Origin of the sequence: Streptococcus sp. 27098_8_186 (assembly GCF_041432055.1) — a bacterium.
Taxonomy (GTDB): Bacteria; Bacillota; Bacilli; order Lactobacillales; family Streptococcaceae; genus Streptococcus; species Streptococcus dentalis.
On the sequence record NZ_JAPVYV010000008.1, the window covers coordinates 50,767 to 63,556 of the forward strand.

13 protein-coding genes and 1 riboswitch are annotated in these 12,790 nt (G+C 39.9%); of the genes, 3 read left to right on the top strand and 10 right to left on the bottom strand.

Going from position 1 to position 12,790, the window contains the following annotated elements; genetic code table 11:
• Positions 1-42: 42 nt before the first annotated feature.
• The 9 genes from O3602_RS07865 to O3602_RS07905 all read right to left on the bottom strand — a co-directional run bounded on the left by O3602_RS07865 (position 43) and on the right by O3602_RS07905 (position 9,674).
• Entirely contained in the window at positions 43-801 is a 759-nt protein-coding gene (locus tag O3602_RS07865) for an ABC transporter permease (RefSeq protein WP_371611475.1), read from the bottom strand.
• A gap of 74 nt (positions 802-875) precedes the next feature.
• A riboswitch (TPP riboswitch) is annotated at positions 876-977 on the bottom strand.
• Between the two features lie 34 nt (positions 978-1,011).
• Positions 1,012-1,284, bottom strand: coding sequence for a Veg family protein (locus tag O3602_RS07870; protein WP_003009183.1), 273 nt, complete (start codon positions 1,282-1,284; stop codon positions 1,012-1,014).
• Position 1,285: 1 nt separating this feature from the next.
• Positions 1,286-2,644: a replicative DNA helicase gene (dnaB, locus tag O3602_RS07875; RefSeq protein WP_003012964.1), complete on the bottom strand. Its 1,359-nt coding sequence runs from the start codon at positions 2,642-2,644 to the stop codon at positions 1,286-1,288.
• A 25-nt stretch (positions 2,645-2,669) separates the two neighbouring features.
• Positions 2,670-3,122, bottom strand: a complete 453-nt coding sequence (rplI, locus tag O3602_RS07880; protein ID WP_371611476.1) for a 50S ribosomal protein L9 — start codon at positions 3,120-3,122, stop codon at positions 2,670-2,672.
• A complete protein-coding gene (locus O3602_RS07885) occupies positions 3,119-5,098 on the bottom strand; it encodes a DHH family phosphoesterase (protein WP_003012850.1) in 1,980 nt (659 codons plus the stop codon). The genes rplI and O3602_RS07885 overlap by 4 nt, the downstream gene beginning before the upstream one ends.
• Before the next feature lie 195 nt (positions 5,099-5,293).
• The gene (gene mnmG, locus O3602_RS07890; protein ID WP_371611477.1) at positions 5,294-7,204 is read right to left on the bottom strand and encodes a tRNA uridine-5-carboxymethylaminomethyl(34) synthesis enzyme MnmG; all 1,911 of its coding nucleotides are present in this window, start codon (positions 7,202-7,204) and stop codon (positions 5,294-5,296) included.
• Between the two features lie 8 nt (positions 7,205-7,212).
• Positions 7,213-7,668 (bottom strand): NUDIX hydrolase, encoded by a 456-nt coding sequence (locus O3602_RS07895; RefSeq protein WP_003012839.1) that lies wholly within the window; start codon positions 7,666-7,668, stop codon positions 7,213-7,215.
• Between the two features lie 137 nt (positions 7,669-7,805).
• Positions 7,806-8,927 carry a tRNA 2-thiouridine(34) synthase MnmA gene (mnmA, locus tag O3602_RS07900; protein WP_003012790.1) on the bottom strand — a complete coding sequence of 374 codons (1,122 nt, stop codon included), beginning with the start codon at positions 8,925-8,927 and terminating at the stop codon, positions 7,806-7,808.
• Positions 8,928-9,131: 204 nt separating this feature from the next.
• Entirely contained in the window at positions 9,132-9,674 is a 543-nt protein-coding gene (locus O3602_RS07905) for a LysM peptidoglycan-binding domain-containing protein (RefSeq protein ID WP_003012685.1), read from the bottom strand.
• Between the two features lie 228 nt (positions 9,675-9,902).
• On the opposite strand from O3602_RS07905, the gene sdaAB reads away from it, so the two are divergent.
• The 3 genes from sdaAB to O3602_RS07920 are packed head-to-tail and all read left to right on the top strand — an operon-like array spanning position 9,903 to position 12,087.
• Positions 9,903-10,574 carry an L-serine ammonia-lyase, iron-sulfur-dependent subunit beta gene (gene sdaAB / locus O3602_RS07910; protein WP_003002135.1) on the top strand — a complete coding sequence of 224 codons (672 nt, stop codon included), beginning with the start codon at positions 9,903-9,905 and terminating at the stop codon, positions 10,572-10,574.
• A 9-nt stretch (positions 10,575-10,583) separates the two neighbouring features.
• Positions 10,584-11,456, top strand: coding sequence for an L-serine ammonia-lyase, iron-sulfur-dependent, subunit alpha (sdaAA, locus tag O3602_RS07915; RefSeq protein WP_003012869.1), 873 nt, complete (start codon positions 10,584-10,586; stop codon positions 11,454-11,456).
• Between the two features lies 1 nt (position 11,457).
• Entirely contained in the window at positions 11,458-12,087 is a 630-nt protein-coding gene (locus O3602_RS07920) for an HAD hydrolase-like protein (RefSeq protein ID WP_371611478.1), read from the top strand.
• Positions 12,088-12,112: 25 nt separating this feature from the next.
• On the opposite strand, the gene O3602_RS07925 is transcribed toward O3602_RS07920, so the two are convergent.
• On the bottom strand, positions 12,113-12,763 hold the full coding sequence (locus O3602_RS07925; protein ID WP_003010788.1) for a LysM peptidoglycan-binding domain-containing protein: 651 nt from the start codon (positions 12,761-12,763) through the stop codon (positions 12,113-12,115).
• Positions 12,764-12,790: the final 27 nt, after the last annotated feature.

A 12,790-nucleotide genomic window follows, 5' to 3' on the forward strand; every position in this document is an offset into this window, starting at 1 on the left:
TACATTTTTGTCAATTTAATTTTTACACCATTTACAAGTTTGTCAATCCTTTTTCCATTTTAGAATGGTTCGTTCTAATTGGTCAACGAGAAACATACCGAGTAAACTAATAGCAGAAATCAATACAATGATCGCAAACATCGTATCATACTGAAATAACTTCTTCGATTGGATCATATAGACCCCCAATCCATCAAAACCTCCTAACCATTCTGAAACTACCGTACTGATAAAAGCATAGGAAACGCTCACACGTAACCCTGCAAAAAAATAAGGAAGCGCTGCAGGAATTTTATAATGGACTAAAGCCTGAAAGCGATTGGCTTGCATAATCTGAAACAATCTCAGAATATCTTGATCGCAATGCCGAAAACCATCTAACAGACTGACTACGATGGGAAATACTACCGTAATAATGATCAAAACCAATTTTGGAAGCATACCATAACCAAACCAAAGAACCAGGATAGGGGCCAAGGCTATCGTCGGAATGGTTTGAATAACAACCATAAAAGGATAGACCAGATCATTCACCCATTGAAAACTATCCATGATAATCGCAAAGCCAGCAGCAAGAAGAACCCCTATAATAAGTCCAATCAAGGCCACTTGAAGAGTAGACAAACTGTGATGAATCAGGAGAGCTCGATCTCGTACAAAGGCATTCCCAATTTCAATTGGCGTTGGTAATACAAATTTGGGGAGGATATTTAAAAATCCTGCTAACTGCCATAAGACAAGAAGGCTGCTAAAACCTGCAAATCCTATCAACTGTTTTGAATATCTTTTTACAAGAAACATCGTAACCTCCTTTCTCACAAATAAAAAACGCCTCCAAAATAGGAGACGGATTGCACAAGGTCACTCATAACGAAAAATACATTTCATTTGTTTCCTACGCTGGCATTACCCAGATCAGGTGCGGTCGAAGCTTACACTTCCTCTCAGACTGTACACAGACTCCCATATGTATTTATTATAATAACTGATTTAGACGATAAAAGCAAGAAATTAATCCAAATAACGAATTAAATTCTTCTCTGTTAAAATATCTGAATAGGTGTAAGACTCCACGTATGTATTGGCTGGTTCACCTGGTAAGCTATTGTCGTTCGTATACTCGATAATAAATAAAGAAGGATAGACCTCAATCAAGCGTCCAAATTTATTTTTTTGACGTTTCCGTCCATTTTCAAGCGTCATTTCAACCACTTGTCCTTCATGGGCCTTGATTTCTTCTTTAATTTTTTTCATTTTTGCAACATCTGTAAATGCATCACTCATCTTATTGATCCTCTCTCTTTGAAATACTTGAGAATTTATTGTATTCCTTTTGGAATATTAATTCGACTGTCCCACGCGCACCTGAACGGTTTTTCTCAATAATTACTTCAACCGTATTATTGGGCATTCCATCTTCTTCCTCTTCACCAGCTCGATCATAATAATCATCACGGTACAAGAAAGCAACAATATCCGCATCCTGCTCAATCGATCCAGATTCACGAATATCAGAAAGAACAGGACGTTTGTCTTGGCGCTGTTCCACACCACGTGACAGCTGACTCAAAGCAATAACGGGAACTTTTAGTTCCTTAGCCAAAATCTTTAACTGACGAGAAATTTCTGAAACTTCCTGTTGACGGTTTTCTCTTCCAGTCCCTGTAATCAGCTGCAGATAGTCAATCAGAATAAGACCGAGATTGCCTGTTTCCTGCGCTAATTTTCTTGCTCTCGAACGAATCTCAGTGATCCGAATTCCTGGAGTATCATCGATGTAAATACTCGCACTGGCCAAATTCCCTTGAGCAATGGCATATTTTCGCCACTCTTCATCCGTCAATTGACCTGTACGAATCGAATGGGATTCAATCAAGCCTTCAGCTGCTAACATCCGGTCAACCAAACTTTCAGCACCCATTTCTAATGAGAAAATAGCCACTGTCTTATCCAACTTTGTCCCGATATTTTGAGCAATATTTAGAGCAAAGGCTGTTTTCCCTACTGCAGGACGAGCCGCTAAAATAATCAACTCTTCCTCATGTAGCCCTGTCGTCATATGGTCCAAATCGCGATAGCCTGTCGCAATACCCGTGATATCAGAGGTTTGAAGCGAGCGGGCTTCTAAGCTACCAAAGTTACTATTCAAGATGTCTCGAATATTTTTAAATCCACTACGATTTGCGTTTTCACTAACATCAATCAGAGCTTTTTCAGCACCCGCGATGATTTCATCTGAAGGACTTGCACCATCATAAGCTTGATTAATACTTTCCGTCAATCGAGATATCAACCGACGTAAGACAGCTTTTTCGGCAACAATCTTCGCGTAATACTCCGCGTTAGCTGAAGTTGGTACCGAATTAATGACTTCTACCAAATAAGAGAGTCCGCCAATATTTTGAAGATCCCCTTGATTATCTAAAATATTTCGAACAGTCGTCGCATCAATCGCATCCCCGCGCTCAGCTAGATCGATCATGGCTTTAAAAATCAAACGGTGCGAATACTTAAAGAAATCGCCAGGCTCGATATATTCACGAACAAAGACCAATTTCCCCTCATCAATAAAGATGGCTCCCAACACTGATTGCTCCGCTTGGATATCCTGAGGTTGTGTTCGTAATTCCTCTAACTCAGCCATAAAATAACCTTTCTATCGATCGTGTTTACCCTTCGTTTACACAAATATCAATCACACCTGTAACATCTTGATAAATTTTTACAGGAACGTCAATCAAACCTGTTGAACGAATTGGAGAGGAAACTTGGATATGACGTTTATCAATTTTAATGCCAAATTGTTTCTCAAGCTCTTCTGCAATCTTTTTATTGGTAATAGAGCCGAAAGTACGGCCATCTGGCCCAATTTTTTCAGTGAATTGAACAACAGTTGCTTCTTCTTCTAATTTTGCTTTAATCTTTTGCGCTTCCGCTAACAATTCAGCATGCGCTTTTTCTTCTGACTTTTGCTTTCCACGAAGTTCACCGATTGCTTGGGCATTGGCTTCTTTCGCAAGATTTTTCTTGATCAAAAAGTTTTGTGCATAACCAGTAGGCACTTCTTTAATTTCGCCTTTTTTACCTTTACCTTTTACATCCGCTAAGAAAATAACTTTCATTCTACATTCTCCTTTTCCATAGTTACTTCGCTTTCAATAGTCTCAATCAGTTGTTGACGAATACTCATCAAATCTTGACCCTCAATTTGAGAGGCCGCCGAGTTGAAATGACCTCCTCCACCAAGCTGTTCCATGATACGCTGTACATTGACTTTGCTTCGACTTCGTGCAGAGATTGAGACAGTTCCACTTTGATTACAAGCAATGACAAAGGTTGCTTCCACCTCAGACATGGCAAGCATACTATCAGCAGCCTTACTAATGGTTACTGAATCATAGGCTTTAGTTGTATTAGCACAAGCTACGATGATATGCGGAAAAATCTTTTCACCAGTCAAGATCAGTTCGTTCACTTCGCGGTACTCATCAAACTGAATAGCAGAGATCTCCTGGATGGCTACACTATCACTACCTCTTGAACGAAGATAACTCGCCACATCAAAGGTCCGACTTGTAACACGAGTGGAGAAGTTCTTAGTATCCAGCATGATTCCAGCCATCAAGACACTAGCTTGAATCTTCGTCAACCGATTTTTCTTCGACTTCTGGAACTGAATCAGTTCACTAACCAATTCGCTCGCACTACTTGCTCCACTTTCAATATAGGTGATCAGAACATTTTCAGGGAAATCATCATCCCGACGGTGATGGTCAATGACAATAATCTGTTGAAATTCCTGATAAAACTCTTTTGAAAGAGTCAAGGCTGTCTTAGAATGGTCAACCATAATTAACAAAGAGCGATCCGTCACCATTTGCATGGCTTCCTCTAGGGTAAGGATTTTCGTTACCTGCTCTTCTTCTAGTTTCGCAATTGCTCTTGAAATATCACTAGCCATTGCATGCGGGTCATAGACCACATAAGAGGAAGCCAAAATATTGCTAGAGAAAAACTGCATTCCCACAGACGCTCCTAAAGCATCCATATCCAAGTTTCTATGTCCAACAATGAAGACTTGATCAACGGATTTAATCTTATCCGAAATAGCTGTCATCATAGCGCGTGTGCGAGTCCGAGTCCGCTTCACAGCCGAAGCTGTTCCCCCACCAAAGAAAATAGGGTTTTTCTGTTCATCGTTTTCTTTGACTACTGCTTGATCCCCACCACGAACTTCCGCAAGGTTTAGGTTCAAGAGAGCCACTTTACCAATCTCATCATGCTCTCCATCACCGTACGAGAATCCCATACTTAAGGTAATAGGTAGCTCACGATTTTTAGCTTCTTCACGGAATTGATCGATAACTGAAAATTTTGATTCCATCAACTGTTCTAAGACCGTGTAGTCTGTAAACAAATAGAAACGATCCATCCCCACACGTCTGTAAAACATATGGTAATGAGCTGTAAACTCTTCTACAAAGTTGGCAATAAAACTATTGATATTGCTAATATCAGAGTCTGAAATGACATCTTCTAGATCATCATAGTTATCAACAGAAATAATACCGATAACAGGACGAGTTGTCACCAATCCCACAGTTGCTTCATACTCACTTGAAACATCAAAAAAGTAAACAACACTAGACGTCTGATCAAAGTAAACAGAATATTTCTTATCGGCTACAGTGACATAATGACCTTTATCCTCGAACAGAGTATTGAGTAACTTTTTCAATGATTCAACATCAAAGTCCCCATCATCTGTTGAAAAAATCAATTCAGCATAAGGGTTGAACCACTCTACTTCATTTGACTCTTCATTAATTTTGATAACTCCAACAGGCATTTTATCAAGGAGGGATGCTAATCCGCTTTCTGCCTGATGGTTAACATATTGTATTTGTTCTAATTCATCTAACTCTGAAATTTGTAACTGGTATTCAAATAAAGCAATCAATCCAGCTAAGACTAAAAAAATTGCAACGAGAGTTACATAGCCTTTGCCAAAGATTCTTAAAAAAATTGCTAAAATTGCAAATGAAATAAAACCAATTAATACATAATGGATGAACGATAAACGAAATTTTTTCATCATAAACCTCTTCTCGGAATTATACCATAAATAGAGGTAAAAAGCGAGGTTTCTCTCTATATTACAGAGAAGATCGACCCGTAAAAAGCTCTTCCTCTGCTTCACTACTTTGTAAACATCATTTACAACTTTGTAAATGGCAACAACAGATTTCAATCCATAAAATTGAGGCTGAAACATCATCTCAGCCCCATTTGATTAGTGGTTTGCTTTGTTTTTGGAGATGCTCCGCGATTTACCTTCCAAGTAAACCATTAAAATAGAGATATCCGCTGGATTGACACCTGAGATACGACTTGCTTGACCAATCGTTTCTGGATTAATTAATTTAAATTTTTGACGCGCTTCGGTTGCAATAGAGTCAATATCATCCCAGTCAATATTCGCAGGAATTCGTTTTTCTTCCATACGCTTCATTTTTTCGACTTGGTCCATTGCTTTTGAAATATAGCCTTCATATTTAATTTCAGTTTCAATCAATTCAATGATTTTATCATCCAGTTCTTCAGCTGCAGGACCGATAAATTCTACCACATCTTGGTAAGAGACTTCTGGTCGTCTCAAGAATTCTTTAGCGGTGACAGCATCTGTCAATGGTTTAAAGCCCATTGCAGCAACCTTCTCATTGGTTTCCTTTACAGGCTTTAACTTAATGCTATCTAAACGCTTCATCTCGTTTTCAAACTGATACTTCTTAGTTTCGAAACGTTGCCAACGTTCATCATCTACCAATCCAATTGCTCGTCCCATTTCTGTCAAGCGCATATCGGCATTATCATGACGCAAAATCAAACGGTATTCTGCACGGCTTGTTAACAAACGATACGGTTCGATCGTTCCCTTTGTTACCAAATCATCGATCATGACCCCAATATAACCATCACTGCGTTTCAAAATGAGTTCCGGTTTTTCTTGGATTTTTAGAGCCGCATTGATCCCTGCAATAATCCCTTGACCAGCTGCCTCCTCATAGCCAGACGTTCCATTAGTTTGGCCAGCTGTAAAGAGACCTGAAATTTTCTTGGTTTCCAAAGTTGCGCGCAATTGATGAGGCAAAACCATATCATACTCAATCGCATAACCCGTTCGCATCATTTCTGCCTTCTCAAGTCCCTTAATAGAATGGACGAGATCCCGTTGAACATCCTCTGGTAAACTCGTTGACAGCCCTTGAACATAGACTTCTTCTGTATTTCGTCCCTCAGGTTCTAAGAATAGTTGATGACGCTCTTTGTCAGCAAAACGGACAATTTTATCCTCAATGGACGGACAATAGCGAGGACCCACTCCCTTTACAACCCCTGTAAACATAGGTGCCCGGTGCAAATTATTCTGGATAATTTCATGGCTATGCCCATTGGTATAAGTCAACCAACAAGGAACCTGATCCTTTACATAATCTTCATCACGCGATGTATAAGAAAAGTGATTTGGTGTTTCATCTCCTGGCTGAATCTCTGTCACATCGTAGTTGATAGAGGAAGCCTTGACACGTGGAGGGGTTCCTGTCTTGAAACGACCGATTTCGAGACCCAGTTCCTTGAGATTGTCAGCTAGGTTAATCGAAGCTAGGCTGTGGTTTGGTCCTGATGAGTACTTGAGGTCTCCGATGATGATTTCCCCACGGAGTGCAGTCCCTGTTGTCACGATAACAGCCTTGGCAGCATACTCTTGATGAGTCGCTGTACGAACACCGACAACCTTGCTATCTTCCACCAAAATCTCATCAATCATAGTTTGACGAAGAGTGAGATTTTCTTGATTCTCAACTGTCTTACGCATTTCTTTTGAGTAAAGTTCTTTGTCTGCTTGAGCCCGAAGTGCACGAACCGCAGGACCTTTACCAGTATTGAGCATTTTCATTTGGATGTAGGTCTTGTCGATGTTCTTCGCCATTTCACCACCGAGGGCATCGACTTCACGCACGACAATCCCCTTAGCAGAACCACCAATAGAGGGATTACAAGGCATAAAAGCCAGCATTTCAATGTTAATAGTCGCAAGTAAGACCTTACAACCCATACGGCTAGCAGCTAGGGAGGCTTCTACTCCCGCATGCCCCGCACCGATTACAATGATATCGTATTCTTCAATAAAATTATAAGTCATTTTTTCTCCTATTTCTCAAGATGGATGTGTCGTAATTTTCCGTCCCATTCTGGTAGGGCTGATTTTAAAAAGGCTGGTTTCAGGTCAACAGTATGTAAATCATCGAAAGCAATCCAACGGCAAGGTAATTGCTTTGTATCTTCCTGCATGACCAAAGGTGCATCTTCTAGCAAGTCCACTAAATAATGAAATTCAATGTTATGGTAGTGGATTCCAGCTTGTTCAAAGTGATTTTCAACCACGAAAGCTAACGGACCTGCTGTAGATGTGACACCAAGTTCCTCTTTGACTTCCCGAACCACCGCATCTTCTGTAGTTTCATTGACTTGAATAGCACCTCCGATTGTATAACAGCCGTCCTCATCTTCTATGACGAACAAGCGGTTATCTTTTACAATCAAAGCAGTCGCTCTCACACCAAAAACAGTAGAACCTATTTTCGTCCGAAAATCCTGTTGCTTCATTTTACTTCCTTTCGAAATCACACAAAAATAGTCAAAACTCTGAGAAGTGCAGGACAAAAAAGCCTGCAACATCCATGAGCTTTGACCATCATTTCTATTGCTTTTATTATTGTAGCAAATTGAGAAAATTTGTCAATCTAAATATACTGACAAACTTTTCCATCCCGATAAGCATTGTCAATCAAGCCACCGCCTAGACACTCTTCACCGTCGTAAAAAACAACAGCTTGTCCTGGTGTAATGGCTCGTTGAGGTTCTGCAAAAATCACTTCTGCCTTGTCACCTTTAACGTGTACAGTCACCTTGGAATCCGGTTGACGGTAGCGGAACTTAGCTGTACACTCTAATGTAAACTCTTCTGGCATATCTCGTGTAAAGTGAACTTGACTAGCCTGTAAACTTGTTGACATCAATGCTTCATGGTAGAAGCCTTGACCGACATAAAGAATATTTTGACTGAGGTCTTTACCAACTACAAACCATGGAGCATTGTCTCCACCTTGTTGGCCACCAATTCCAAGTCCACCCCGTTGACCGATTGTGTAATACATCAAACCAGCATGTTCGCCCATATCTCGTCCATCGATGGTCATCATTCGACCTGGTTGGGCAGGAAGGTAGTTCCCTAGAAATTCTTTGAAATTCTTTTCTCCAATAAAGCAAATTCCAGTTGAGTCTTTCTTTTTAGCTGTTGCCAATCCAGCTTCTTCAGCTAGACGGCGGACCTCAGGCTTTTCCAAATATCCCAATGGGAACATGGTTTTTTGAAGTTGTTCTTGTGACAGTTGGCTTAAGAAATAAGTTTGGTCCTTACCGTTGTCAACGCCACGTAACATATGAACAATGCCGTCCTCATCACGCGCCACGCGCGCATAGTGCCCTGTCGCTACATAATCGGCACCGAGTGTCATGGCATAATCTAAGAAGGCCTTAAATTTGATTTCCTTATTACACATGACATCCGGATTTGGTGTTCGACCAGCTCGGTATTCGGCAAGAAAATATTCAAAGACACGATCCCAGTATTCTTTCTCAAAGTTGACAGAATAGTAAGGAATGCCAATTTGGTCTGCAACCGCTGCTACATCTTTGTAATCTTCTGTAGCTGTACAGACGCCATTTTCGTCTGTGTCGTCCCAGTTTTTCATGAAGATGCCGATGACATCATAACCCTGTTGCTTTAATAATAAAGCTGTTACAGATGAATCCACACCACCACTCATACCAACGACAACACGTGTTTTCGAGTTATCACTCATAGATTTCTCCCATCTTTTCGTTTCTCACGATTGAAGGTCGTGGTTTGCTTCAACGATTGAAGGTCGTTTTGAGCAGTTACCATTTTAACACGCTTTATATTAGAAAACAAGCATCTTACTATTCTTTTTGTTGATCAGGATCGATGGGTTTACAGGTCTGTAAATATAAAAAGAGTCCTATTCAAGAACTCTTTTCATACGAATTTAATACCATCCATTTGCCAACCAGAAATTTTTAGCTGCTGACCATGATCCATAACGGCTGACAACATATTGATTGGCCACTTTTTCTTGGTTTGCAGGTGATAAATCACCATTCAAATAAGTGATAGTCAATTGGTAACGACCATAATATTGGCCATTTTGTGCTGTATAACTACCACTTGACTCTTTTTGGGCAATCCATTCCTTAGCAGCTGCATCTTCCGCACTCAAGCCATCTGAAGCAGAGACAGTAGTTGTTGCTTGTGTAGTATCAGTTTTACTAGCAGGAGCTTGCTCCGTAGTTTTCTGCGTTGTATTTGCATCTTCAATCTCAAGAACTTGACCAACTGAGATAAGGTTCACGTTACTAATCTTATTTTTCTTAGCAATTGCATCAACCGTTGTGTTCTTCTCTTTAGCAATAGCTGATAAAGTATCACCTGATTTTACAGTATAAGAATCTGCATTCGCTACAATTGGAAGGAAAAGTCCTGCAAGTAAACTAAGTCCAATAATTCGTTTCATCATTTGTTTTTTATTCATTATTCTGTACTCCTTTATTGGTATACCTCTATACTACACAAGAAATATTTCATATTTATTGAAATAATGTGTCAAATATTTCAGTCAGATGTTAGAAATACTAAAATTCCAGGATAATATAAATGCTTTAAGCCCCCTTTAAGATTTCTCAGATATTTCGGGAAAAATAGAAGAAATCATCAGCCATATCTGATATAATGAAGTAAAGTGATCACAAAGGAGCAGAGCATGAACTCTTTAAAATTCCAATCAGTTTTTGATATTATTGGACCTGTGATGATTGGCCCATCCAGTAGTCACACTGCAGGTGCTGTTCGAATTGGTAAAATTGTTTCTTCTATATTTGGAGAGGAGCCAAAAGAAGTTGAGTTTCAATTATTTAATTCCTTCGCCAAAACCTATCGTGGTCATGGAACAGATTTAGCCTTAGTAGCGGGCATCTTAGGAATGGACACAGATGATCCTAGAATCCCAGATAGTCTAAAAATTGCACATGAACGAGGTATTCGGATTGTTTGGTCTATTCAAAAAGAAAGCAATGCTCCTCACCCAAACACAACGACTATTACTGTAAAAAATGACCATAAAACGATTTCTGTCACTGGAATCTCAATTGGGGGTGGGAACATACAGGTTACTGAATTAAATGGCTTTGCCATCTCGCTAAATATGAATACTCCAACCATTATCATTGTTCACCAAGACGTCCCTGGAATGATCGCTCATGTGACAGAAGCTCTTTCTCGCTATGATATTAATATTGCACAAATGAATGTGACGCGGGAAAAAGCTGGAGAAAAAGCGATTATGATTATAGAAGTTGACTCCAGGAGTTGTGAAGCAGCTATCGAAGATATCCGTAAAATCCCTCATCTTCATAATGTCAACTTTTTCAAATAAGGAGTTCATATGTTTTATTCAATTGTAGACCTCGTAGAACAAGCAAGCACGCAATACGAAGGAAACGTTGCAGAGTTAATGATTGCAACTGAATTTGAACTAACTGGTCGTGAACGAGAAGAAGTCCTACGATTAATGACCCGTAATTTAGAAGTGATGATTGATTCTGTAAGGTTAGGGTTAAATGAAAACCACTCTCGTAGTGGGTTAACCGGTGGGGATGCCGCAAAATTAGATCGCTATATCAAATCAGGAAAAACGTTATCTGACTTGACAGTCCTAACCGCAGCGAAGAATGCTATTGCTGTCAACGAACACAATGCTAAAATGGGACTGGTCTGTGCAACACCCACTGCAGGATCTGCTGGCTGCCTTCCCGCAGTTCTCACTGCAGCAACCCAAAAATTAGGGTTAAACCGTCAGCAACAATTAGATTTTCTACTGACAGCTGGAGCTTTTGGTTTAGTCATCGCCAATAATGCTTCTATTTCAGGTGCAGAAGGTGGTTGTCAAGCAGAAGTCGGTTCTGCTTCAGCTATGAGTGCGGCTGCATTGACACTAGCTGCCGGGGGAACTCCTTATCAAGCGAGTCAGGCAGTCTGTTTTGTCATCAAAAACATGCTTGGCCTCATTTGTGATCCAGTAGCAGGACTCGTGGAAGTTCCATGTGTCAAACGAAACGCAATGGGAGCCAGCTATGCCTTCATTGCTGCTGATATGGCCTTAGCAGGCATTGAATCAAAAATACCTGTTGATGAAGTTATTGACGCCATGTACCAAGTTGGTTCTAGTCTTCCGACTGCCTTTAGAGAAACAGCTGAAGGAGGATTGGCAGCAACACCAACCGGACGTAGATTACAAAAAGAGATATTTGGAGAATAACATGCAAGCCTTATTCTTTGACTTAGATGGAACATTAGTTGATAGTTCCAAGGGAATTACAGAGAGCTTTCAACATACATTCGATACTTTGAAGGTGCCTCAACCCGATCTCAAAACCATCCGTAGTTTTATGGGACCACCTTTGATTTCTAGTTTTGAAGCTACCCTTCCTGAAACTTTGGTAGATCAAGCCGTAACTATCTATCGCCAGTATTATCATGAAAAAGGTCAATACAAATCAACTCTGTTTTCTCAGATAGTAGAAGCTTTGAAAGCATTACAAGACGAAAACATTCCTCTTTATGTAACTACTTCAAAACATGAACCAGTTGCTTTGCAGATGTGTCAAGATTTAGGTATCGCTAAATACTTTAAAGGAATTTATGGATCAAATTCAGATCGTATCCACAAAGCCGATGTCATTCGATACGCCTTGTCAATCAATGAGCTTCCAAAAGAGGAGACAGTGATTATTGGAGACACAAAATTTGACCTCATTGGAGGTCAAACAGTTGGCATAAAAACCATGGCCATCACTTGGGGATTTGGAGATCTTGAAGAGCTACTTCTTTACTCACCAGATTTTATTTGTCACTCTCCACTTGATATTCTTGAGACATTAAAAAAATAGGTTTACAAATTGTAAACCTATTTTTTTAATAACCCCAAGCTGATAAACCTTGTGAGCTATATGCATTGTATGCAGCCTGGATTTGATCATCAACTGTTGCAGTTGAACCCCAACCTGGCATTGTTTGGAACAAACCACTAGCACCAGAAGCATTTGCTGCATTTACTTGACCATTTGATTCACGGGCAATAATTGCTTCCCAAGTAGAAGCAGGTACACCAGTCATTTCAGCCATACGAGCAGCTGCATAAGATCCTTGTTCTCCAGCAGTATTCCCATTTGATAGAACAATTCCACCATTTGTTGATTGTGCAGAAGTCACTGCAGCATTTGCTGCATAAGTTGTTTGTTTTTGAGCAGTTTGTGCTGTTACAGTTGCTGTAGGTGCACTTTCAGCAGGTTTTGCTTGCTCTTGTGGAGCAACTTTATCAATCATAGATTTTGAGCGCTCACCTAACTCAATAATTTGTCCTGCATAGATCAAATCTTCATTGGTCAGATTGTTAGATGCAATAATATTTTCTACTGAAGTGTTATTTTCTAGTGCAATTTTTGATAGAGTATCTCCAGACTTCACTTCGTAAGTTTTAGCATTCACTGTAGCAATACCAGAAATGAAAAGTGATGCTGCTGAAAGTAGGGAAGTGACTGTCCATTGGAACTTTTTACTGTTCATGAATTCTATTCTCCTTTCGAACATAAT

Bases quoted from the DNA above. Each gene is read 5' to 3' on its own strand.
- sdaAB (WP_003002135.1), top strand. From the start codon at position 9,903: ATGAACTCTTTAAAATTCCAATCAGTTTTTGATATTATTGGACCTGTG.
- O3602_RS07895 (WP_003012839.1), bottom strand. From the start codon at position 7,668: ATGAAGCAACAGGATTTTCGGACGAAAATAGGTTCTACTGTTTTTGGT.
- O3602_RS07870 (WP_003009183.1), bottom strand. From the start codon at position 1,284: ATGAGTGATGCATTTACAGATGTTGCAAAAATGAAAAAAATTAAAGAA.
- sdaAA (WP_003012869.1), top strand. From the start codon at position 10,584: ATGTTTTATTCAATTGTAGACCTCGTAGAACAAGCAAGCACGCAATAC.
- O3602_RS07885 (WP_003012850.1), bottom strand. From the start codon at position 5,098: ATGATGAAAAAATTTCGTTTATCGTTCATCCATTATGTATTAATTGGT.
- O3602_RS07865 (WP_371611475.1), bottom strand. From the start codon at position 801: ATGTTTCTTGTAAAAAGATATTCAAAACAGTTGATAGGATTTGCAGGT.
- mnmG (WP_371611477.1), bottom strand. From the start codon at position 7,204: ATGACTTATAATTTTATTGAAGAATACGATATCATTGTAATCGGTGCG.
- mnmA (WP_003012790.1), bottom strand. From the start codon at position 8,927: ATGAGTGATAACTCGAAAACACGTGTTGTCGTTGGTATGAGTGGTGGT.
- O3602_RS07905 (WP_003012685.1), bottom strand. From the start codon at position 9,674: ATGAATAAAAAACAAATGATGAAACGAATTATTGGACTTAGTTTACTT.
- O3602_RS07920 (WP_371611478.1), top strand. From the start codon at position 11,458: ATGCAAGCCTTATTCTTTGACTTAGATGGAACATTAGTTGATAGTTCC.
- rplI (WP_371611476.1), bottom strand. From the start codon at position 3,122: ATGAAAGTTATTTTCTTAGCGGATGTAAAAGGTAAAGGTAAAAAAGGC.
- dnaB (WP_003012964.1), bottom strand. From the start codon at position 2,644: ATGGCTGAGTTAGAGGAATTACGAACACAACCTCAGGATATCCAAGCG.
- O3602_RS07925 (WP_003010788.1), bottom strand. From the start codon at position 12,763: ATGAACAGTAAAAAGTTCCAATGGACAGTCACTTCCCTACTTTCAGCA.